Source organism: Microbacterium meiriae (genome assembly GCF_040686935.1).
Classification (GTDB): Bacteria; Actinomycetota; Actinomycetes; order Actinomycetales; family Microbacteriaceae; genus Microbacterium; species Microbacterium meiriae.
On record NZ_JBFBMF010000003.1, the window covers coordinates 493,327 to 515,841 of the forward strand.

The following is a 22,515-nucleotide window of genomic DNA, read 5'->3' on the forward strand; positions in this document are numbered from 1 at the left end:
CGATGATCACGGACACTGCCGAGGAACTCACCCAGGAACCCACCCAGGATCCGGGCACGGCCCGTCATCCGGGAGAATGGACCCATGACCGTCACGTTGCTCGGGGCCACCGAGATCCGCCGTCTGGCCGCCGAGCTCGATGTCACCCCCACCAAGAAGCTCGGGCAGAACTTCGTCGTCGACGCGAACACCGTGCGCAAGATCGTCCAGGCCGCCCGCGTGCAGCCGGGGGAGCGGGTGGTGGAGGTCGGACCGGGACTCGGGTCCCTGACCCTGGCGATCCTCGAGGCGGGGGCCGCGGTCACCGCCGTGGAGATCGACCACCGCCTGGCCGCCCGCCTGCCGCAGACCGCGGCCGAGCACGGCGTGCCGGAGGGGATGCTGACGGTGGTCGACGCGGACGCCCTCCGCGTGACGGAGCTGCCGGGCGAGCCGACCGTCCTCGTCGCGAACCTGCCGTACAACGTGTCGGTGCCCGTCCTGCTGCACTTCCTGGAGACCTTCCCGTACCTGCAGCGGGGCGTCGTGATGGTGCAGGCCGAGGTGGCCGAGCGCCTGGCCGCGAAGCCCGGATCGAAGATCTACGGCTCGCCGAGCGTCAAGGCCGCCTGGTACGGCGAGTGGAAGCTCACCGGGAACGTCTCCCGGCAGGTCTTCTGGCCGGTGCCGAACGTGGACAGCCTCCTCGTCGGCTTCGACCGCTCCGAGGGGGAGCGCGGACCGGTGGAGGAGCGCCGACGCACCTTCGCGATCGTCGATGCGGCCTTCAACCAGCGCCGCAAGATGCTGCGGCAGGCCCTCTCCGGGATCTTCGGCAGCTCCGCCGCGGCGATCGAGGTGCTGACCGCCGCCGGCGTCGCCCCGACGGCCCGCGGGGAGGACCTCACGGTCGACGACTACCAGCGGATCGCCCAGCACGCAACGGCGATCGAGGGTTCCGGCGTCAGCGGCTAATCTGGCACGGTGACCGACTCCCCCCGCTTCCGCCCCGATGTCCCCGAGCTGCACCGTCCGTACGCCGCCGACGAGGGCCGCTACGGACGGTTCGCCTACCGTCAGGTCGGCTCCTCCGGCCTGTACCTCCCCCCGATCTCGCTCGGGCTCTGGTGGAACTTCGGCGACAACATACCGCTCGACAACCAGCGGGCGCTCCTGCGCCACGCGTTCGACAACGGCATCACGCACTTCGACCTGGCGAACAACTACGGCCCGCCGTACGGCTCCGCCGAGAAGAACTTCGGTCGCATCTTCGCGGAGGACCTGCGTCCGTACCGCGACGAGCTGATCATCTCGTCGAAGGCCGGCTGGGACATGTGGCCCGGCCCGTACGGCGACTACGCGAGCCGGAAGTACATCCTCGCGAGCGCGGAGCAGTCCCTCACCCGCATGGGGCTGGACTACGTCGACATCTTCTACTCGCACCGCGTCGACCCGGTCACCCCGATCGCCGAGACGGTCGGCGCTCTCGACACCCTGGTCCGCCAGGGCAAGGCGCTGTACGTCGGCATCTCCTCCTACAGCGCCGAGCGCACGGCCGAGGCCGTCGCCGTGGCGAAGGAGCTGGGGACGCCGCTCGTCATCCACCAGCCCGCGTACTCGATCCTCAACCGCTGGATCGAGGACGGCCTCACGCAGACCCTCGAGGAGTCGGGCCTCGGCGCCATCGCCTTCACCCCGCTCGCCCAGGGGCTGCTCACCGACAAGTACCTCGGTGACGGCACCGCCGAGCGCGCGCAGCAGCGCGGTTCGCTGCCGAAGGGCAAACTGACCGATGACGCCGTCCAGACGCTCCGCGCGCTGAACGAGGTCGCCCAGGGCCGGGGACAGTCGCTCGCACAGCTCGCCCTGCAGTGGACGCTGCGCACCCCGGTCGTCGCCTCGGCTCTCATCGGAGCGTCCCGCACGGAGCAGCTCGACGAGAACCTCGCGGCCCTGGACGGTCCCGCCTTCACCGACGAGGAGCTCGGCCGCATCGACGAGCTCGCCGGCGCCATCGACGTCAACCTGTGGGCGACCTCGTCGGACCTGTGATCCGCTCATGAGCCTCGCCGCGTCCTCCCGGTCCGTGCACGTGCGCGCGCCGGGGAAGATCAACGTCTACCTCGGGGTCGGCGGACGCCATGACGACGGCTATCACGCCCTCGCGACGGTCTTCCAGGCGGTGTCGCTCTACGAGGACGTGATCGCCAGGGAGGCCGACGACTTCTCCCTCACGGTGTCAGGCGTGGAGGACGACGGCTCGGTTCCGCTCGACGACCGGAACCTCGCGATGCGCGCGGCCAAGCTGCTGGCCATGGCGACCGATCATCCGGGCGGGGTGGCACTGCGGATCCGCAAGAGCGTCCCCGTCGCGGGCGGCATGGGCGGCGGTTCCGCGGACGCGGCAGCCGCGCTGGTCGCGTGCGATGCCCTCTGGGGCACAGGACTCTCGGCTGCACGGCTGCACGATCTGGCCGCGCGGCTCGGCGCCGACGTGCCGTTCGCGCTGCACGGCGGCACCGCCGTCGGCACCGGCCGCGGCGATCAGCTGAATCCGGCCCTCGCCCGCGGCCGCTTCGATTGGCTGCTGGTGACCAGCGACGAGGGGCTGTCCACCCCCGCCGTGTACACCCGGCTCGATGAGCTGCGCGAGGAGGAGGGCGCGCTCGCCGACGACCCGCCGCTCTCGCTCGACGTGCCGATCCCGGTGCTGCAGGCGCTGCGGACCGGAGATGCCTGGCAGCTCGCGGACGCGCTCCACAATGACCTCCAGGCGGCCGCCCTGGACCTGCGACCGGATCTGGCCCAGACCATCGAACGCGGGGTCGCGGCCGGCGCGTTGCACGGCCTCGTCTCGGGATCAGGGCCGACCGTGGCGCTCCTCTGCGCGGATCCCGAGTCCGCGCAGGCGGTGCAGACGGCTCTCCGCGAAGGCGGCCTCGATCCACTGCACGTGCACGGCGCCGTCCCCGGAGCCCGCATCATCGGCTGAGCCTTCCCGATCCGCCGCGTCCGGGACACGAGGGGTGTGCGCGCGGTCGAGGTGCATCCAGGGGTCATGGCAGACATAATGAAGTGGTCATGTGACCGTGCACACGCGAGGAGGCTGGATGTCCACCTCCTCCGAGCGTGCCCGCATGCCCAGCATCCGCGACGTCGCCCGCCTCGCCGGCGTCTCCCACCAGACGGTGTCCCGGGTGCTCAACGACCACCCCAGCATCCGCCCGGAGACCAAGGCGAAGGTCCTCGACGCGATCGCCGTCCTCGACTACCGCCCCAACCTCGCCGCCCGCGCGCTCGTGACGAGCAAGTCGAACATGCTCGGCATCCTCTCCGCGACGATCGGCGAGTTCGGACCGACGTCGTCCATCGCCGGCATCGAGGACGCGGCGCGGGAGGAGGGGTACTCCGTCTCCACGCTCAATCTCCCCGCGACCACGCCGGAGGCGATCGGCAACGCCGTGCGCCAGCTCGAGCGCGAGCAGGTCGACGGCATCGTGGTGCTCGCGCCGCAGGTGCGCGTCTTCCATGTCCTGCGCGGCATGAACGTCACGATGCCGTTCGTGACCCTGCAGACGGCCTCGGGATCGGACGGCGTGAGCCTCTCGGCTGACCAGGTGGCGGGGGCGAAGGCGGCCACGGAGCACCTGATCGCTCTGGGCCACAGCGACATCCTTCATCTCGCCGGCCCGCAGGACTGGATCGAGGCCGAGTCCCGGATGCGCGGGTACCTCGATGCGCTCCGCGACGCCGACCTTTCCACGTTCCCACCGATCCGCGGCGACTGGACGGCCGACTTCGGCTACTTCGCCGGCAAGGAGCTCTCGCTGCGGCGCGACTTCACGGCGGTGTTCGCGGCGAACGACCTCATGGCGATCGGGCTGCTCCACGGCTTCCGCGATGCGGGGCTGCGCGTGCCGCACGACGTGAGCGTGATCGGCTTCGACGACATCCCGGTCGCGGCGCACGTGGCGCCGACGCTCAGCACGGTGCATCAGGACTTCCCCGAGCTCGGCCGACGCGCCGTGCGCATCCTCCTCGCCGAGATCCGCGGTGAGAAGCCCCCCGCGTTCGGCCCTCTGCAGACCCTTCTGCGGGCGCGCGAATCCGCTGCATCACGGTAGCGACACGAAAACACGCCGCGGACTTGACACCGCTCCCGCGGAAGACGACGATATACCGATGTGAACGGTCACATCGAAGGTGACCGCACGTCGCGAGGAAGATCCGTGAGCACCACAGCAACGTTGCCGACCGTGTCAGGCCCGATCCTGGAGATGCGCCGCATCACCAAGGAGTTCCCGGGAGTCAAGGCGCTCGCCGACGTCTCGATCACCGTCCGCGCCGGTGAGATCCATGCGATCTGCGGCGAGAACGGCGCCGGGAAGTCGACGCTGATGAAGGTCCTCTCGGGGGTGTACCCCTACGGGACCTACGACGGCGAGATCCTCCTGTACGGCCAGGAGCAGCGCTTCAAGGACATCGCTGCCAGCGAGCAGGCCGGCATCGTCATCATCCACCAGGAGCTCGCGCTCATCCCGGAGCTCTCGGTCACCGAGAACATCTTCCTCGGCAACGAGATCCGCCGCTTCGGGCGCATCGACTGGCAGGCGCAGAAGGAGCGCACGATCGAGCTCCTCGCCCGCGTGGGGCTGGATGAGGACCCTGACGTCCCGGTCAAGACGCTCGGCGTCGGAAAGCAGCAGCTCATCGAGATCGCCAAGGCGCTGAACAAGGACGTCAAGCTGCTCATCCTCGACGAGCCGACCGCGGCGCTCAACGAGAACGACTCGCAGCACCTCCTCGACCTGATCCTCGGGCTCAAGGCCAAGGGCATCGCGTCGATCATGATCAGTCACAAGCTCAACGAGATCGAGCAGATCGCCGACGAGATCACGATCATCCGCGATGGCCGTACGGTGGAGACGCTCGACATCTCCCGCGGCGAGATCAACGAGGACCGCATCATCCGCGGCATGGTCGGCCGGTCGCTGGAGAGTCGCTACCCGGACCGCACGCCGGAGATCGGCGAGGTGTTCTTCGAGGTCAAGGACTGGTGGGTCCAGCATCCGACCGTGCCGGAGCGCATGGTCGTGAAGGGGTCGAGCATCAACGTCCGTCGTGGCGAGGTCGTCGGCATCGCCGGGCTCATGGGGGCCGGCCGCACCGAGCTGGCGATGAGCATCTTCGGCCGCTCCTACGGCACGTTCCTCTCCGGCACGCTCGTCAAGGACGGCCAGGAGATCGAGCTCCCCGACGTCGCCGCCGCGATCAAGCACGGCCTCGCGTACGTGAGCGAGGACCGCAAGGTGCTCGGGCTCAACCTGCTCGACACCATCAAGCGGTCCATCGTCGCGGCGAAGCTCTCCAAGATCGCGCACAACGGCGTCGTCGACTCCCGCGAGGAGTTCTCGGTGGCGGAGCGCTACCGCAAGACCCTTCGCATCAAGACCCCGTCGGTGGAGGAGGGCGTCGGCAAGCTCTCCGGAGGCAACCAGCAGAAGGTCGTCCTGGCGAAGTGGATGTTCACCGACCCTGACCTGCTGATCCTCGACGAGCCCACCCGCGGCATCGACGTCGGCGCCAAGTACGAGATCTACGCGATCATCAACGAGCTCGCCGCCCAGGGCAAGGGCGTGATCGTGATCTCCAGCGAGCTGCCCGAGCTGCTCGGCATCTCCGACCGCATCTACACCGTGTTCGAAGGCCGGGTCACCGACTGCATCCCGGCCGACCAGGCGACCCCCGAAGACCTCATGCGCAGCATGACCTCCGCGACCCAGAAAGCATCCGCATGACCACCGACTCGACCACCGCGAAGCGCGGCTTCCACTTCAAGGACATCACGAAGATGTTCGGGGGAGGGCAGTCGACCCTCCGTCAGTTCGGCATCCTCGGCAGCCTCGTCGTCATCCTCGTCGTCTTCCAGGTGCTGACGTGGATCTTCAAGGGCACCGGACTGACGCTGTCCTCCGGGAACCTCATCAACGTCGTCAACCAGTACTCGTACATCCTGATCCTGGCGATCGGCATGGTGATGGTCATCATCATGGGGCACATCGACCTCTCGGTCGGATCGGTCGCCGCGTTCACGGGCATCGTCGTGGCGAAGGCCATGCAGGACTGGAACCTCCCCTGGCCGCTGGGCATCCTCCTCGGTCTCGGTGTCGGCGTGCTCGTCGGTGCCTGGCAGGGGTTCTGGGTCGCCTACGTCGGGGTGCCGGCGTTCATCGTGACGCTGGCCGGCATGCTGTTCTTCCGCGGTGCGAACCAGGCGGTGGGTGACTCGCAGTCCGTGCCCGTGCCGGAGGGCTTCAAGATCATCGGTGCCGGCTACCTGCCGGAGATCGCCCTGCCCCTGCCGTTCAACATCCCGACCATGCTGCTGGCGCTCGCCGGTGTCGCATGGATCGTGTTCTGGGAGATCCGCACCCGGCGCATCCAGCGCAAGATGGGCTCCGACATGGCGCCCATCTGGGTGAGCGTGACGAAGGTCGTCCTCATCTCGGCCGTCATCCTCATCGCCGGCTGGCTGTTCGCCACGGGGCGCGAGGGCACGAGCTTCCCGATCTCGGGCGTCATCCTCCTCGCCCTCGTCATCCTCTACTCGTTCATCACGAACAACACCGTTTTCGGCCGCCACATCTACGCGGTCGGCGGCAACCGCCAGGCCGCGCGCCTCTCGGGCGTGAAGGACCGTTGGGTGGACTTCTTCGTGATGATGAACATGTCGGTCCTGGCCTCGCTCGCCGGCATGATCTACGTCGCGAGGGCGACCGCCTCGGGCCCGCAGGACGGCAACGGCTGGGAGCTCGACGCGATCGCCTCCGTCTTCATCGGCGGCGCGGCCGTCTCCGGCGGCATCGGCACGGTGATCGGGTCGATCATCGGTGGTCTGGTGATGGCGTTCCTGAACAACGGCCTCGCGCTGCTCGGCGCCGGTGCTGACGTGGTCTCGATGATCAAGGGCCTCGTGCTGCTGTTCGCCGTCGGCGTCGACGTGTGGAACAAGCAGCAGGGTCGTCCGTCGATCACCGGCTTCCTCACGCGCCGTCTCGGCCGCAAGCAGGACCCGGCCACCGACACGTTCGATCCCACGAAGACCAACTACCCCACCAGTCAGAAGTACGAAGCCCCCGCCGTCGAGGAGACGCGCGGATAGTAAGGGCCACGTCGCGCAACGCAGGCGCGGCGGGACCTGCACACACCAGAGAAAGAGATCACATGAAGAAGATCCTTCTGTCGGCGACAGCGCTTGTCGTCGCGGGCGCATTCGCCCTCACCGGCTGCTCCTCGGAGCGCGGCGGTGGGGACTCGGGTTCGGGGTCGGGCGAGGAGACCGCCTCGGGCTTCGACGCCGGCTCCACGATCGGTGTCGCTCTGCCCGACAAGACCTCGGAGAACTGGGTCCTGGCCGGTCAGCTGTTCACCGACGGCCTGGAGAAGGCCGGTTTCAAGGCGGACGTGCAGTACGCGCCCGCCAGCAACACGGTCGCCGAGCAGCAGAACCAGATCCAGGCGATGGTCACCGGTGGCGCCAAGGTCATCATCATCGGTGCCAAGGACGGCAAGCAGCTCACCACGCAGGTGGAGGCCGCCCGCGACGCGGGTGTCGCGGTCATCGCCTACGACCGTCTCATCGAGAACACCGACGCCGTGGACTACTACGTCGCCTTCGACAACTTCGAGGTCGGCAAGCTCCAGGGCCAGGCGCTGCTCGACGGCCTCGCCGAGCGCGCGGGTCACGAGGCGCCGTACAACATCGAGCTGTTCTCGGGCTCGCCGGACGACGCCAACTCGGCGGTGTTCTTCAACGGGGCGATGGATGTGCTGCAGCCGAAGATCGACGACGGCACGCTGAACGTCGTCTCCGGGCAGACCGAGATCTCCCAGACGGCGACCGAGGGCTGGAAGCCGGAGAACGCGCAGCGTCGCATGGACTCTATCCTCACGTCGAGCTACGGCTCGGAGACGCTCGACGGCGTCCTGTCCCCGAACGACACCCTCGCCCGCGCCATCATCACCTCGGCGCAGCAGGCAGGCAAGCCCGTCCCGGTGGTCACCGGTCAGGACTCCGAGGTCGAGTCGGTGAAGTCGATCATGGAGGGCGTGCAGTACTCCACGATCAACAAGGACACCACGCTGCTCGTGGAGCAGGCCATCAAGATGGTCGGTCAGCTCCAGAAGGGCGACGAGGTCGACGTCAACGACACCGACCAGTACGACAACGGCAAGAAGGTCGTCCCGGCCTACCTGCTCCCGCCGGTCATCGTGACCAAGGAGAACGCGGCCGAGGCGTACGCCAACGTTCCGAGCCTCCTCGAGATCGTGAAGTCGTACGAGTAAGCAGAAGCGAGACCGTCCTCGTTCCCCGCGAACGTCGGGCACGACGAGCCGTCCGGACCTTCGGGTCCGGGCGGCTCGTCGCCGTTGTCAGGGCTCAGCCTCGTGGCGTCAGCTGCCGGAGTGCCTTCTTCGCGTGATCAGGGCAAGAAGGAGGGCGCAGGCCGACAGGGTCACGGCGACCGCGACGGGGGAGAGCGGACCGGCTCCGCTGGCGAGCGCCCAGCCGCCCCAGGCCGGACCGATCACGGCACCGAGGTTCAGGGCGGCGGTCGCGTAGGACCCTCCCATCGTCGGGGCGGCGGAGGCGGCGTACAGGACGCGGGTGATCAAGGTGCTTCCCACGCCGAACGAGGCCATGCCCTGCACGAAGACGAGAACCAGCAGCACGACCGGCTGATCCGCGACCGCCGCCAGGACGATCCAGCCGCCCAGGAGCAGCGGTCCACCGACGGCGAGCGATGCGCCCGAGTGCCGATCAGCGTATCGACCGGCGATGGTCACGCCGAGGAACGAGCCGAGACCGAACAGGACGAGCGCGACGGAGACCGCAGCGTCGGGCAGACCGGCGATCTCGGAGACGATCGGCGCCAGGAACGTGAAGACCGCGAAGGTCCCCGCGTTCACCAGCGCCGCCAGGATCATCGCGAGGGCGAGAGGCGGTGTCACCAGGAGGGCGATTTCCGCGCGCAGGGACGGTGCCTTCCTGGCGGGCTGCGCCGGGGCCGGGGCTGCTCCGGATGTCGACCGAGGCTGCCCATGCGTCGCGCCCCGGATCGTCGTCGGCCCTCCACGGAGGATCCCGAGGAGCGCGGGGAGACAGAGCAGCGCGACGGCGGCGAAGGTGGCCCGCCAGCTCAGAGCGGTGCCGAGGATGGCGCCCGCAGGGACGCCGACGATGGTGGCGACGGTCGTCCCGGAGAGCAGCACCGCGAGCGCTCGTCCGGTGCGCTCGCGGGGGACGAGAAGAGTCGCCGTGCGCAGGGCGACGGCGAGGAACCCCGCGTTCGCGAGGGCGCTGAGCACGCGCATGACGAGGAGGAGCTCGAAGGCAGACGTCACCGCGCCGACGACATGGCACGCGGCGAAGAGCGCCAGGCAGGCGATGAGCGTGCGACGCGGCGGCCACTCGCGCGCGAACGCGGCCATGGCGGGCGCGCCCGCGACCATGCCGACGGCGAAGGCCGAGGTGAGGAGACCGGCCGTGCTGACCGGGACGTGGAGGTCGTCCGCGATCGCGGGGAGGAGTCCAGCGAGCATGAACTCCGAGGTGCCCATGACGAAGACCGCCAGGGCGAGGGCATAGAGGGGGAAAGGCATCGAGTGCTCCGAGGTGAGAGGGAAGAGGAGGGCTTCTCGTCACCACGGTCAGCGCCCGGGTCACCGGCGCGCGCCCGCCGACAGGGCGGACGAAGGGATCAGTGGTTCACGGGGCTGACGGTGTGACCGGCAGCCCCCGACCTGTCTGATTCGGGACTCGACATGCCCTCCACCCTACGGCTGATCGGCGTGCCTGCGTGATCGGTATGCAGGCGTGATCGGTGCGCTCGCCTGTTCAGCCGGAGCCGGGCCGCGCGTCGGCGGCGGACCGCGGGGGATCCTCGGCGAAGGTCACGGTGTGCGGGGGCGGCGGTCGGTCGATGTAGCTCCGGCCGGTGGGGCTCGTCCACTCCAGAACGCCGCCCGGCCCCTGCTCGACGTGCCATGGAGAGTGGTGTTTGAGCATGTGATGTCGTCGACAGAAGGTCGCGAGGTTGTCGTGCACGGTCTCTCCGCCGAGCGCCGCATCGTGATTGTGATCGAGGTCGCACTTCCGCGGCGCGAGGCCGCAGCCGGGGAAGCGGCAGCGTTGATCGCGGGCCCGCAGGTGCCGGCGGAGGTCTTCGCTCGGGCGATACCGGTCGACGGCCAGCAGCGCCCCGCTGATCGGGTGGGTGAGCACCCGGTCCCATCCGCTCGCTCGGCCGGCCAGTCGGCGGGCCGTGGCCGGATCGATCGGGATCACCCCGTCGAGCTCGGCGGCGAGGATCGGAGTGCCGCCCGTGGTCCCTTCCTGCTCGCCGTGCATCAGGGTCAGCACCGGCACGGTGACCTCGACGCGCGCTCGAAGTTCCGAGAGCAGTCCTTCTTCCGAGTCATGTCCCGCCGGAGCGCCCGTCAGGACGAGGTCGGCGAGCAGGTCCGCGCGCAGCTGATCCACGGTCCTGTCGCCGGGGATGCTCTCCTCTGTCTCCCGACACCGAGCCCGCGCGTTCTCCTCCCGCACGGCATGCGCCATCTGGGAGAGCCGGTCGAACATGCCGTGCACGAGGGCCGCAGGGCCGCGCGCACCGAGTTCGGCCATGCCATCCTCGAGGTCGGTCACCCAGACCCGGCGCAGCTCCCTGGCGTCGCGGTGTCGCTCGACGAGCGTCCGCTCCTGGAACCGGTCGGCCAGTCGGCGCACGAGCCGGCGTATCCGGTTCGGAGACTCCGCAGCGGCCACCTCGACCGCCTCCGTCGCGAAACGCGAGCGGTCGTCCGGGTCATCGAGATGAGCGCCCGCCTCCACGATCAGCCGCGCGTGCGCGGCGCTGATCCGCCCGGCGCCTTGGGCCTCCCAGACGGCGGGGAACCGCTCGACCAGCCAGGAGGCCTCGGACATCCGCCGTTCGATCGTGCGGTCGCTGACGCGCTGTGCGGCCCCGATCTCCGCGGCGACCGTGCGGATCGCCATGTCGCCGCCGTCCGGATGACGCGCCTGCCGAGCGATGTCGACCGCAAGCCGCCCCGCCATCGCGAGCAGTCCGTCGCGGGCCGCCTGCATGCTGTTCAGCGTCTTCTCCGCCGCTTCCAGCCCCTCCACCAGATCGGCGAGCATCGCCATCTGGGAGTCGGTCGCGTCGAGCAGTGCGGGCATGACGTCAGTCCATCACCGACCACTGACATTCGAACGAAGGTTCGAAGGAATCTGGCCGAAAGTCGTATCACGAAAGGATAACGACCGTGGTTGACTGGCTCCGTGCTCCTGAACGTCATCGAAGCCGGGGAGGGCGACCGCGTCGCAGTGCTGCTGCACGGCATGATGGGGTCCGCCGAGAGCTGGCACCGCGTGGTCCCGCTGCTCGTGGAACGCGGCTTCCGCGTGCTGGCGCTCGATCTGCCCGGCCACGGCCTCTCGCCGCGTGACCCGGAGCTCACGATCGAGTCGGCGGCCGATGCCGTCGTCGAGACTCTGGCGCAGGTCGCGGCCGGCTGCGATGCCGAGGGCACCCCGGGGGACCGCGCCTGCTCCACCCTCGCCGTCGCCGTGGGGCACTCCTTCGGAGCCACGGTGCTCGCCGCCGCCGCGCCCCGCCTCGACCCGGGCCTCGCGGTCTACGTCGACGCGCCGCTCGCCCTGCAGGGCGGCCAGGATCGTGCCGTCCTCGTGTCGCAGTACGAGCATGACCGCCGCGAGCGGATGTCGCCCGCCGACCTCCGCCGCCTCCGTCCTTTCTACTCCGTCGACGACGCCACGGTCGAGGCGCGGGCGGCCGAGCGGTTCGACCCGCCGACGGCGGCCTCCGTCTCCTGCGGCGAGGACGGCCATTGGACCGCCGCCCCCGGCTCCATCGTCGTGCGCGCGGAACCCAGCGCCTGGGTGACCGATGAGGACGCGCGACGGTTCGAGCACGGCGGGGTGACGGTGCGCAGCATCCCCGGCGCCGCCCACACCGTCTGGTACAGCCACTTCGAGGTCTTCACCGCCGCGCTGCCGGAGCTCTTCGCCCCCTCGCTCGTCTGACCGGGCGACCGCCCGACGCGGCGCGACTACCCTGGAGAGGACATGGCACATCTTCTCGGGGCCGAAGCCCTCCACCTCGAATACCCGACCCGCGTCGTCTTCGACGCCGTGACCCTCGGCATCGAGGAGGGCGACCGCATCGGCATCGTCGGCCGCAACGGCGACGGCAAATCGAGCCTTCTCGCCATGCTCGCCGGCCGGAAGGAACCCGACTCCGGGCGCGTGACCGTGCGCGGCGGCACCCGCATCGGCGTCCTCGACCAGGCCGACACGCTCCCCGACGACATCACGATCGGCGCCGCCGTGGTCGGCGACATGGCCGAGCACGAATGGGCCGGAGACGCCCGCGTCCGCGACGTGATCGAGGGGCTGCTGACGGATCTGCCGTGGGACGCGCAGATCGGCTCCCTCTCCGGCGGGCAGCGCCGCCGTGTGTCCCTCGCGAAACTGCTCACGGGCGACTGGGACGTCATCGCGCTCGATGAGCCGACGAACCACCTCGACGTCGAGGCGATCACGTGGCTCGCCGGGCACCTCAAGAAGCGCTGGCCCGCGAACGCCGGAGCCCTCCTCGTCGTGACCCACGACCGGTGGTTCCTCGACGAGATCTGCACCGAGACGTGGGAGGTGCACGACCGCATCGTCGAGCCCTTCGAGGGCGGCTACGCGGCCTACATCCTGCAGCGGGTCGAGCGCGACCGCATGGCGGCGGCGACAGAGGCGAAGCGGCAGAACCTCGCCCGCAAGGAGCTCGCCTGGCTGCGCCGCGGTGCTCCGGCCCGCACCAGCAAGCCGAAGTTCCGCATCGACGCCGCCAACGAGCTCATCGCCGACGTGCCCGAGATCCGCGACAAGGTCTCGCTGCAGTCGCTCGCCGTCTCGCGGCTGGGCAAGGACGTCGTCGACCTGCTCGATGTGGGGGTGACGTACCCTTCGACAAGCTCAGGGACCCAGGCGGGATCCGGGACCCAGGCGGGCTCAGGGACCCAGGCGGGCTCAGGGACCGGCGGGAAGACCGTGCTCAAGGACGTGGAGTGGCGGATCGCCCCGGGCGAGCGCACGGGCATCCTCGGCGTGAACGGTGCCGGGAAGTCCACCCTCCTCGGGCTCATCTCCGGCACGGTCGAGCCCACCGAGGGGCGGATCAAGCGAGGGAAGACCGTGCAGGTGCGCACGCTCACGCAGCGCCTCGACGAACTCCTGCCGCACTGGAACGACCCCGTGCGCGTGGTCATCTCGGGTCTGCGCACGTCGTACACGCTCGGCGCCGGGTCGAAGGCGCAGGACCTCACGCCCGGACAGCTCCTGGAGCGACTCGGGTTCTCCTCCGCCCAGCTCTCGACGCCGGTGAAGGATCTCTCCGGTGGCCAGCAGCGTCGGTTGCAGCTGCTGCTCGTGCTGCTCGACCAGCCGAACGTGCTCATCCTCGACGAGCCCACGAACGACATGGACACCGACATGCTCGCCGCGATCGAGGACCTCCTCGACTCCTGGTCGGGCACGCTCCTCGTCGTGAGCCACGACCGGTACTTCCTGGAGCGGGTGACGGACCAGCAGTACGCGATCCTCCCGGGGCCGGACGGCGCGGGGCGCCTGCGGCATCTCCCCGGCGGCGTCGACGAGTACCTGCGCCTGCGACAGCACCTCGAGACGGCCCCGGCGACCGCGGCAGCGGCCCCCGCAACCAGCGGTCTCGACGGCGCTGCTCTCCGGGCGGCGCAGAAGGAAGCCGCCGCCCTGGAGCGCCGCATCCAGAAGCTCACGCAGCAGGTCGACGCGGCCAAGCACGCCCTCGCCGACCACGACCAGTCCGACTACGAGGGCCTCGGCGAGCGGATGAAGGCGATCTCGGCGCAGGAGGCCGAGATCGAGGAGCTGGAGCTGCGCTGGTTCGAACTCACGGAGCAGATCGGCTGACGGAGGAATATCCTTCTCCCACGACTGTTGGGAGTAGCGATGGAAGGCCTCGAAGTAACCGTCCTGCTCGGACTCACGATCCTCGTCGGAACCCTGATCGCCCCGCGCGTGCGTCTCGCGCTGCCCCTCGTCCTCGTCATCCTCGGTCTGGCGCTGGGATTCATCCCGCCGCTGCGCGAGGTGCAGCTTCCGCCGGAGACCGTGCTGCTGCTGTTCCTGCCGGTGATGCTGTTCTGGGAGAGCCTGACCACGTCGCTGCGGTCGATCCGCCGCGACTTCCGCTACATCGTGCCGATGAGCACGCTCCTCGTCGTCGCCTCCGCGTTCGCGGTGGCCGGCATCGGGGTGCTGTTCGGCATGCCCTGGGAGATCGCGCTCATCCTGGGTGCTGCGGTCGCACCGCCCGACGCCACGGCCGTCGCGGCCCTCGGTCGGCTGCTGCCGCGTCGGATGTTCATGAAGCTCAAGGCCGAGAGCCTGACCAACGACGGCACCGCGCTCGTGCTCTACGCCATCGCGGTGTCCCTCGCGCTGGGCGGCCAGGTGACGCCGCTCTCGGTCACCTGGGACGTTCTGGTGTCGTATGTGGGCGGGATCGCCGCGGGGATCGTGGTCGCGGCCCTGGCCACGCTGCTGCTGCGCCGCATCTCCTCCACCATCGTCATCAACGTCACGCTGCTGCTCGTGCCGTTCTCCGCGTTCCTCATCGCCGAGCTCGTCCACGCGTCGGGCGTGCTCGCCGTGGTCGTCGCCGGACTGATCGTCGCCTGGGTGTCGCCGCGCGTGACGACGGCGGCCTCGCGCCGACAGGCCGACGCGGCCTGGCCGTTCGGCGTCTTCCTCCTGAACGGGGCGCTGTTCGTGCTCATCGGCCTCGAGGTGCAGTTCGTCGCGCACGAGATCTCCGCCGCCGCCATCGGCCGCCTGGTGCTCGTGACGCTCGCCGTGTGGGCGACGCTCTTCGCCGTCCGGTACGTGTTCCAGCTCCTCAACGTGCTGTTCCAGCGTCGCCCGGCCGAACGCCCGCCGCGCGGCGCCCGCTCCCGCGCCCGACTCGTGTCCACGGTCGCCGGCATGCGCGGAGCGGTGTCGCTGGCGATCGCACTATCGGTGCCGACCGGCGTCTCCGAGGGGAGCGTCGTGGGCGGCCGTGACGAGATCGTCTTCGTCACCGCCGGGGTGATCCTGCTCAGCCTCCTCGTGCAGGCGCCTCTCCTCCCCGCGCTCGTGCGCTGGGCGCGATTCCCGGTCGACCATGCCGAGGACGAGGAGTACGAGCTCGCCGAGCGGGCGATCTCCGGAGCGGCCCTCGCCGCGCTCGACGACCTCGCCGCCGAGCACGGCATCGGCCAGGAGGTGCGCGATCGGGTGCGCGCCGAGGGGTATCAGGCGCTGGAGTTCGCGAACGCCCGAACACTCGCGCGCGAGCAGGCGCTCATCGACGCCGAGGCCGACGCGCTGGACGAGATGCTCGGCGAGCCCGATCCCTACGGCACCGGGGGAGAGGCGCGCCGTCGCGAGGACGAGGACGCAGACGCGGGGGACGTCGCGGTGTCGGCCGGGACCGCCCCGGACCCCGAGGCGACGGACGGCACGACGCTGCAGATGATCGCGACCTCCGCCGACGTCGACCTCGCCCAGCGGTCGCCGCTCGTGCGGCACGAGGAGCACACCCGGCTCAAGCTCGCGCTGCTCGACCGCAAGCGCGAGGTCCTGCTCGGGCTCCGCGGCGCCGGCACCGTGGACGACATGGTCGTCCGCCGGATCTCCGCCCGTCTCGACCTGGAGCAGGTGCGCCTGCAGGGCATCGAAGAGCTCGACTGACCCGCCTCCCGCGCGGCTGTGACGCCGTGTGACATCCCGATTCCGCGACAACGCGGCCTCCTGCCTAACGTAGTCGAGTCCCGCCAGGAAGGAACCCCTCATCATGTCCCGCCGCACCACCTCCGCCCTCGCCGCGCTCGCCGTGGTCCCGCTGTTCGTCGCCCTCGCCGGGTGCGCCACCTCGTCCGACGCGGGCTCCGGCGACGGCGGCTCCGAGAACGAGACCGTCAAGATCGGTGTCGTCGGGAAGGGCGACGCGCAGTGGGCGCCCTTCGTCGAGGCCGCCGCCGACGAGGGCATCACGGTCGAGCTCGTCGACTTCGGGTCCTACGAGCAGCCGAACCCGGCGCTGACCGAGGGGGAGATCGACCTCAACCAGTTCCAGCACATCGTGTACCTCGCGGAGTACAACAACGCCTCGGGCTCCGACCTCACGCCCATCGGCTCGACCGCCATCTACCCGCTCGGCTTGTACTCGACGAAGTACGACGACGTCGACGACATCAAGAAGGGCGACACGGTCGCGGTTCCCGACGACGCCTCGAACCAGGCACGGGCGCTCAACGTCCTGCAGCAGGCGGGTCTGCTCGAGCTCAAGAGCGGCGGCACGCCGTACTCCGACCTCGCCGACATCGACGCGGACAAGTCGAAGGTGAAGGTGACGGCCCTCGAGGGTGCGCTCATCCCGACCTCGCTCCCGGATGTCGCCGCCGCGATCATCAACAACGACTTCGTCGAGGACGCCGGACTGACGTTCGACGACGCGATCGCGCAGGACGACCCGGAGGACCCGAACGCCCTCCCGTACGTCAACATCTTCGCCGCGCGTGCGGAGGACGCGGACAACGAGACGTACCAGAAGCTCGTGGAGATCTTCCAGACGAACGAGGATGTGCAGGCGGGGCTGCTCGAGTCCTCCGGCGACACCGCGGTGGCGCTGCGTACTCCGGTCGAGGACCTCGTGGCCTCGCTGGAGAAGGTTCAGAAGGACGCCGAAGAGAAGTAACCGGACGCCGGGGTGTGATCCGCCCCCTGTTCGATGAGGGAGAATCGGGTGGCGCTTCGTGCGCTGCCCGATTCTCCGTTTCCCGAGAACCAGACCGGAGCACCACATGCCGATCGTCACCCTGACGAACGTCTCCAAGACATACCCCTCCCGCAGCCAGGGCGATCGCGAGATCGTCGCCGTCGACGACGTCACCCTCTCCATCGACAAGGGCGACGTCTTCGGCATCATCGGATACTCCGGTGCGGGGAAGTCGACGCTCGTCCGTCTCATCAACGCGCTCGAGCCGGCCACCCGCGGCACCATCACGGTCGACGGCGTCGACATCACGGCGCTCAAGGAGAGCGAGCTGCGCGCCGTGCGCGGCGGCATCGGGATGATCTTCCAGCAGTTCAACCTGTTCTCGTCGCGCAGCGTCAAGGCCAACATCGCGTATCCGCTCAAGCTCGCCGGCTGGTCGAAGCCGGACATCGAGGCGCGCGTCGCCGAGCTGCTGTCGTTCGTGGGGCTCTCCGACAAGGCGAAGGCCTACCCCGAGCAGCTCTCCGGTGGACAGAAGCAGCGCGTCGGGATCGCCCGCGCGCTCGCCACCAAGCCCGCCATCCTCCTCGCTGACGAAGCGACGAGCGCGCTCGATCCGCAGACCACGCACGAGGTCCTCGACCTGCTCAAGCGCGTCAACGAGGAGCAGGGCGTCACGATCGTCGTCATCACCCACGAGATGGATGTGATCCAGACCATCGCCACCCGCGTCGCCGTCATGGAGAACGGACGGGTCATCGAGCAGGGCGACGTCTTCGATGTCTTCTCCGCCCCGCGGAATCCGGCGTCCCAGCGGTTCGTCGGCACGGTGGTGAAGGGGGTGCCCTCGCCGTCGGAACTCGCGGTGCTGCGGGACCGGCACACCGGACGCCTGGTGACCCTGTCGTTCCGCGACGGCGACTCGTCGCAGGCCCAGGTGTTCCTCGACCTCGCTTCTGCGGGTCTCGACTTCGAGCTCGTCTACGGCGGGATCAACGACATCCGGGGTCGTGCGTTCGGCCACCTCACGCTCGCCATCCGGGGTGACCGCGCGGCGATCGACACGGCACTGGCGCGTATCGCGGAGCGGGTCGAAGTCACCGTCATCGCCGGAGAGGAGGGTCGCTGATGGATCGTCTGAACGAACTGTGGCCGGAGTTCTGGCAGGCCGCACTCGAGACCCTGTACATGACGTCGTTCGCGCTCGTGCTCGGCGGGATCCTCGGCCTTGCCGTGGGCGTCCTGCTGTACGTGACGCGCCCCGGCGGACTGATGCCGAACCGCGTCGTCTCCGGGCTCATCAACTTCGTGGTGAACTTCTTCCGACCGATCCCGTTCGTCATCTTCATGGCGGTGGCGCAGCCGTTCGCGCGCCTGGTCGTCGGCAGCGGCATCGGCACCACCGCCGGAGCGTTCATCATCGGTCTCGCGGCGGCGTTCGCGATCGGCCGTATCGTCGAGCAGCATCTCGTCTCCGTATCGCCGGGCGTGATCGAGGCGGCGCGGGCGATGGGGGCCGGGCCGTGGCGGATCCTCTTCACCGTCGCGATCCCCGAGTCGCTCGGCCCGCTCATCCTCGGTTACACCTTCATCGTCGTCGCGCTCATCGACATGACCGCGATGGCCGGACTCATCGGCGGCGGCGGGCTCGGGGCCTTCGCGCAGATCTACGGCTTCCGGCAGTTCGAGCCGCTCGTGATGTGGGCGGCGATCATCCTCATCGTGGTGTTCGTGCACCTCGTGCAGCTTCTCGGCACCCGGCTCGCGCGGAAGGTCATGCGCCGCTGAGCTCGATCAGCGTGCCGGGGCCTCCTGCAGGCTCCGGCGCGTGGTGAACGTGCGCTCCTGCCCGCTCAGCGGATCGGTGAACCGGAGCTCGCGTGCGAGGAGCTGGAGCGGGCGGGTGAAGTCGTCCGGACGCTCCGGCTGCAGCACGGGGTAGAAGCCGTCGTGGAGGATGCCGAGGCCGAGCGCGGCGAGGTGCACGCGGAGCTGGTGCATCTTCCCGCTGTGCGGACGGAGAAGCGTGTGCACGACGCGGTCGTCGGTGGCGATGACCTCGATGAGCGTCTCGGAGTTCGGCTCGCCGTCCTCATCCACCTGCACGCACACCTGACCGCGGAGCTTCTCGATGCGGTTGCGGTAGACGAGCGGGAACCGCGACGGATCCCAGTCCGCCGGGCGCGCGGAGACGGCCTCGTAGACCTTCTCCACGCGGCGGTCCTCGAAGAGCAGTTGGTAGGCGCCGCGGGTGGCAGGGCGGGCGGAGAACATCAGCAGGCCCGCCGTGGCCCGGTCGAGGCGGTGGATGGGCGTGAGATCCGGGTTGCCGAGACGGTTGCGCAGCCGGACGAGGGCGGAGTTCTGCAGGTACTTGCCGCCCGGCGTGGTGGGGAGGAAGTGCGGCTTGTCCACCACCACCAGGTGCTCGTCCTGGTGCAGGATCTCCTCGGCGAACGGGATCTCCTTCTCGGCCGGAGGCTCCCGGTAGTACCAGACGAACTCCTCGGCGCCGAGAGGCGTGTCCCGGGAGAGCGGCCGGCCGTCGCGCGCGACGATCTCCCCGCGGTCGAAGCGCACGAGCAGCCGCTCCGGATCCAGGTGGAAGAACCGCTCGACCATGTAGGCGGCGACGGTGGGCCATGCACCCGTCATCGGCACGTGCAGCCGGGTCGCGCCGACCCCGTCGCGCACGGGAAGCGGGGAGGGCATGCCCATGTCTCGGCCTTCGGAGCAGGGGTCGCGGGGCCGCGACCGGGTGCTCCCAGCCTAGGCGACCGGCCGGGCAGAGTCCGTGGGCTGCGGCCGCCACTCATCCCGCCTCGGTTGCACGATCCGGTTGCGCCTGCACGACCGTTCCGGGGTTTTCGTCCCACGAGCGGACCCTGGTCGCGCATCCGGAGCGAGGGGACCGGACGGGAGGCCCCGGAACCGGTCGGGGTGTCAGCGGGTTTCGGTGGACAGCCAGTCGTCGAAGGTCGTCGGCGCCATGCGGGCGTCGTCACCGGGAAGCAGCACCTCACCCGCGAACTCGACGCCGAGCGCGGCACCCTTCCACGCGGCGCGCAGCGGAAGCTCACGCCCCCACGCGGCGAGGGTGCGGCGCGCCATGTCGACGGCGTCTTCCGTGCGGGGTCCGGCGATGTCGAACGAGCCGCCGAGGGCCGGCGACTCCGCCGCATCCACGAGCGCGACGGCCACGTCTGCGGGCGCGATGGGCTGCAGCAGCAGAGGGGGCACGATGCCTTCACCGTCCTCGATGCTCCACTCGGCGATCATCGCGGGGAAGTCGTGGAACTGCGTCGCCCGCACGATGGTGAAAGGCACCGCGCCGCGCGTGACCTCACGCTCCTGGGCGCGCTTACCCGCGTAATGCGGATTGCCGCGCACCCGATCGAGCGCCGCGATCGAGAGGGCCACGTGGTGGCCGACCCCCGCCTCGCCCTCGGCGGTGAGCAGCGTGCGGCTGAGCGTGGTGAACACCCGCTCGGCCTCGGCGACGTCGGATACCGGGGGATTCGTCGCATCGACGACCGCATCCACCCCGCGTAGCAAAGCGGCGAGGCCTTCGCCCGTGGTCAGATCGACGCCCTCGCTGCGGCTGAGCGACAGCGGATCGTGCCTCCGACGCCGGGCCTCCTCGACGACCAGCCGCCCGATCCGTCCCGTTCCTCCTGCGACCGCGATGCGCATGCCCGCTCCTTCAATCATGGATATCGTGTGTCCACAATAGGGCGGTCCCGATACGATGGGCAAGTGAAACTCCCCGAGACCTCCGAGTGGGTGCTGCACACCGTCGCGGTGATCGCCCAGCTCCCCGCGGGGTCGACGGTGTCCGGTGCGCAGCTCGCCGAGCACTTCGGTGTGCCGGGGCCGTATCTGTCGAAGCAGCTCGCCAAGCTCGTCCGCGCCGGAATCCTCACAGGCAGCACGGGACCCCGCGGTGGTTTCCGTCTGGCCAGGGAGCCCGAGAGCATCAGCATCCTCGATCTCGTCTCCGCGGTGGACGGCGCCGCCGACCCCTACATCTGCCGCGAACTCCGTCAGCAGGGGAGGGGCGCCGCCCGCCCGGAGGACTGCACCGCGCCGTGCGGACTCGCCGTCGTCATGCGCCGTGCCCACGAGGCGTGGCGGGCTTCGCTGAAGGCAGTGTCGATCGCCGAGGTCGTCGCCACGCTCCCGGACACCGTCCCGGCCAAGAACCGGCGCCTCCTCCTCGGCCCCTGACCTACCCGGTCGCACGATCCGTGCCGGGTCGTGTCCTGCGACGTCTGCACGATCCGGGTCCGGATGCACGACCCGTGTCGGATCGGTCCTGCGACGCCTGCACGACCCGGGTCCGGATGCACGACCAGGTGACCCCTTCTCCCGGGCAGCCGTGCACGGATCGTGCAGGCGAACAGACCGGACGGATCGGACGGAACGGACGGAACAGGCCGAACCGAACCACTCCAGGATCGGGTCAGGTGTCGAAGCTGAGGCTCAGTTTCCGCAGCAGGGCGGCCAGCCGGTCACGGTCGGCGCGGGAGAGGGCGCGCAGCAGGTCGGCTTCGGCGTCCACGAGCCGGGTGATCGCGGCGTCCACGCGGACCCGGCCGTCGTCAGTCAGGGTCACGAGCACGCTGCGGCCATCCGCCGGGTCGGCCTCGCGGCGCACGAAGCGGCGGCCGACGAGGCGGTCGATGCGGTTGGTCATGGTTCCGCTCGACACGAGGGTCTGCTGCAGCAGCTGCTTGGGCGAGAGCTGGAACGGCGAACCCGCCCGGCGCAGCGCCGACAGCACATCCCACTCCCACGGCTCGAGGTCGCTCCGACGGAACACCTCGCGGCGTGCACGGTCGAGGTGCCGCGAGAGGCGATCCATGCGGGACAGCACCTCGAGCGGGGAGAAGTCGAGGTCGGGTCGCTGCGTGTTCCACGCACCGACGATCCGATCGACCTCATCCGCCTCGCTCATCCGTTCATTATCGCGTGCGGCGACGTCGAGGCCGCGGATGACGCGGGGAGCAGCATCGTGAGGAACGCGCTGTGCGGATCGGGCAGGTACGAGCCGAACGGCGCGCCCTCCCGAAACCCGGCGGCGGTATACATGGCTAGGGCGGGAGCGAAGAAGGGGTCCTTGCCGGTCTCCAGCGAGAGGCGACCGATGCCTCGCGCGGCCGCGTCGTCGAGGAGGTGGCCGAGCATCGTGCGCCCGAACCCGCGCCCGCGGAACGCCGGGTCGGTGCGCATCGACTTCAGCTCCTCGTGTCCGTCGGCCACCACGGCCAGCGCACCGGTCGCGGCGATCCGTCCGTCGACGATCCCCGTGAAAAACCGGACGCGCGGAGTGAGGAGCCGGTCGAGCGGGAGTGCATGCTGGCTCTCCGGCGGAGCGGTGCCGTCCATCTCCGCATGGTGAGCGGCGATGAAGGCCGCGATCTCGGGGGTGGCGACGGTGACGCGCTCGATCACGATGGTCATCGCCCCAGCATCGCAGAGCGGTGTTTCGGGCGGATGACGGGCCGGTGCGACGCGGGTCGCACACACAGGAACGGACACCGGGACGTGGCAGACTTATCGGGCGGTGCCCCGGGGGTGCCGCGGTCCGCCGTGGTGTAATGGCAGCACGACAGCCTTTGGAGCTGTGAGGTCTAGGTTCGAGTCCTGGCGGCGGAGC

General features: G+C 69.8%; 20 protein-coding genes and 1 tRNA gene. 15 read left to right on the plus strand and 6 right to left on the minus strand.

All coding sequences use genetic code 11. The features are described from left to right. Nucleotides 1-84 precede the first annotated feature (84 nt). The 7 genes from rsmA to AB0P08_RS12465 all read left to right on the plus strand — a co-directional run bounded on the left by rsmA (nt 85) and on the right by AB0P08_RS12465 (nt 8,325). Complete coding sequence (gene rsmA / locus AB0P08_RS12435; RefSeq protein WP_268776807.1) at nt 85-954, plus strand: 16S rRNA (adenine(1518)-N(6)/adenine(1519)-N(6))-dimethyltransferase RsmA; 870 nt, start codon at nt 85-87, stop codon at nt 952-954. Nucleotides 955-963: 9 nt separating this feature from the next. Then, nucleotides 964-2,031, plus strand: a complete 1,068-nt coding sequence (gene mgrA / locus AB0P08_RS12440) for an L-glyceraldehyde 3-phosphate reductase (protein WP_363590059.1) — start codon at nt 964-966, stop codon at nt 2,029-2,031. Between the two features lie 7 nt (nt 2,032-2,038). After that, entirely contained in the window at nt 2,039-2,971 is a 933-nt protein-coding gene (locus AB0P08_RS12445; protein WP_268776809.1) for a 4-(cytidine 5'-diphospho)-2-C-methyl-D-erythritol kinase, read from the plus strand. Between the two features lie 118 nt (nt 2,972-3,089). Further along, entirely contained in the window at nt 3,090-4,103 is a 1,014-nt protein-coding gene (locus AB0P08_RS12450) for a LacI family DNA-binding transcriptional regulator (RefSeq protein WP_187661980.1), read from the plus strand. Between the two features lie 132 nt (nt 4,104-4,235). Continuing rightward, a complete protein-coding gene (gene mmsA / locus AB0P08_RS12455) occupies nt 4,236-5,777 on the plus strand; it encodes a multiple monosaccharide ABC transporter ATP-binding protein (protein ID WP_522727314.1) in 1,542 nt (513 codons plus the stop codon). Beyond that, nucleotides 5,774-7,141 (plus strand): multiple monosaccharide ABC transporter permease, encoded by a 1,368-nt coding sequence (gene mmsB, locus AB0P08_RS12460; protein ID WP_187661979.1) that lies wholly within the window; start codon nt 5,774-5,776, stop codon nt 7,139-7,141. The genes mmsA and mmsB overlap by 4 nt, the downstream gene beginning before the upstream one ends. Nucleotides 7,142-7,203: 62 nt before the next feature. Continuing rightward, nucleotides 7,204-8,325, plus strand: coding sequence for a substrate-binding domain-containing protein (locus tag AB0P08_RS12465; protein WP_363590060.1), 1,122 nt, complete (start codon nt 7,204-7,206; stop codon nt 8,323-8,325). Between the two features lie 108 nt (nt 8,326-8,433). On the opposite strand, the gene AB0P08_RS12470 is transcribed toward AB0P08_RS12465, so the two are convergent. Further along, nucleotides 8,434-9,642: a Cmx/CmrA family chloramphenicol efflux MFS transporter gene (locus tag AB0P08_RS12470; RefSeq protein ID WP_363590061.1), complete on the minus strand. Its 1,209-nt coding sequence runs from the start codon at nt 9,640-9,642 to the stop codon at nt 8,434-8,436. A 235-nt stretch (nt 9,643-9,877) separates the two neighbouring features. After that, entirely contained in the window at nt 9,878-11,221 is a 1,344-nt protein-coding gene (locus tag AB0P08_RS12475; RefSeq protein WP_363590062.1) for an HNH endonuclease signature motif containing protein, read from the minus strand. Nucleotides 11,222-11,323: 102 nt separating this feature from the next. Between AB0P08_RS12475 and AB0P08_RS12480 the strand changes: the two genes are divergently transcribed. The 6 genes from AB0P08_RS12480 (at nt 11,324) to AB0P08_RS12505 (ending at nt 18,644) form a co-directional block, all read left to right on the plus strand. Beyond that, complete coding sequence (locus AB0P08_RS12480; RefSeq protein WP_268776812.1) at nt 11,324-12,088, plus strand: alpha/beta fold hydrolase; 765 nt, start codon at nt 11,324-11,326, stop codon at nt 12,086-12,088. A gap of 42 nt (nt 12,089-12,130) precedes the next feature. Further along, the gene (locus AB0P08_RS12485; protein ID WP_363590063.1) at nt 12,131-14,005 is read left to right on the plus strand and encodes an ABC-F family ATP-binding cassette domain-containing protein; all 1,875 of its coding nucleotides are present in this window, start codon (nt 12,131-12,133) and stop codon (nt 14,003-14,005) included. Between the two features lie 39 nt (nt 14,006-14,044). Then, nucleotides 14,045-15,829, plus strand: coding sequence for a Na+/H+ antiporter (locus AB0P08_RS12490; RefSeq protein WP_363590064.1), 1,785 nt, complete (start codon nt 14,045-14,047; stop codon nt 15,827-15,829). Nucleotides 15,830-15,932: 103 nt separating this feature from the next. Continuing rightward, nucleotides 15,933-16,835: a MetQ/NlpA family ABC transporter substrate-binding protein gene (locus AB0P08_RS12495; RefSeq protein WP_060921471.1), complete on the plus strand. Its 903-nt coding sequence runs from the start codon at nt 15,933-15,935 to the stop codon at nt 16,833-16,835. Nucleotides 16,836-16,941: 106 nt separating this feature from the next. Then, nucleotides 16,942-17,985 carry a methionine ABC transporter ATP-binding protein gene (locus tag AB0P08_RS12500; RefSeq protein ID WP_363590065.1) on the plus strand — a complete coding sequence of 348 codons (1,044 nt, stop codon included), beginning with the start codon at nt 16,942-16,944 and terminating at the stop codon, nt 17,983-17,985. Next, nucleotides 17,985-18,644 (plus strand): methionine ABC transporter permease, encoded by a 660-nt coding sequence (locus tag AB0P08_RS12505; RefSeq protein WP_025105629.1) that lies wholly within the window; start codon nt 17,985-17,987, stop codon nt 18,642-18,644. The genes AB0P08_RS12500 and AB0P08_RS12505 overlap by 1 nt, the downstream gene beginning before the upstream one ends. A gap of 6 nt (nt 18,645-18,650) precedes the next feature. Here AB0P08_RS12505 and AB0P08_RS12510 read toward each other — a convergent pair whose 3' ends face one another. Next, entirely contained in the window at nt 18,651-19,574 is a 924-nt protein-coding gene (locus tag AB0P08_RS12510) for a pseudouridine synthase (protein ID WP_187661968.1), read from the minus strand. Between the two features lie 225 nt (nt 19,575-19,799). Then, complete coding sequence (locus tag AB0P08_RS12515) at nt 19,800-20,549, minus strand: SDR family oxidoreductase (RefSeq protein WP_363590066.1); 750 nt, start codon at nt 20,547-20,549, stop codon at nt 19,800-19,802. A 63-nt stretch (nt 20,550-20,612) separates the two neighbouring features. On the opposite strand from AB0P08_RS12515, the gene AB0P08_RS12520 reads away from it, so the two are divergent. Then, the gene (locus AB0P08_RS12520; RefSeq protein ID WP_363590067.1) at nt 20,613-21,083 is read left to right on the plus strand and encodes an RrF2 family transcriptional regulator; all 471 of its coding nucleotides are present in this window, start codon (nt 20,613-20,615) and stop codon (nt 21,081-21,083) included. A gap of 235 nt (nt 21,084-21,318) precedes the next feature. Here the strand turns inward: AB0P08_RS12520 and AB0P08_RS12525 are convergent, their stop codons facing one another. Together AB0P08_RS12525 and AB0P08_RS12530 are read right to left on the minus strand one after the other, a co-directional pair. After that, entirely contained in the window at nt 21,319-21,813 is a 495-nt protein-coding gene (locus AB0P08_RS12525) for a MarR family winged helix-turn-helix transcriptional regulator (RefSeq protein WP_025105633.1), read from the minus strand. Then, nucleotides 21,810-22,319 (minus strand): GNAT family N-acetyltransferase, encoded by a 510-nt coding sequence (locus AB0P08_RS12530; RefSeq protein WP_363590068.1) that lies wholly within the window; start codon nt 22,317-22,319, stop codon nt 21,810-21,812. The genes AB0P08_RS12525 and AB0P08_RS12530 overlap by 4 nt, the downstream gene beginning before the upstream one ends. Before the next feature lie 123 nt (nt 22,320-22,442). Here AB0P08_RS12530 and AB0P08_RS12535 point away from each other — a divergent pair. After that, a tRNA-Gln gene (locus AB0P08_RS12535) sits at nt 22,443-22,514 on the plus strand. Nucleotide 22,515 lies beyond the last annotated feature (1 nt).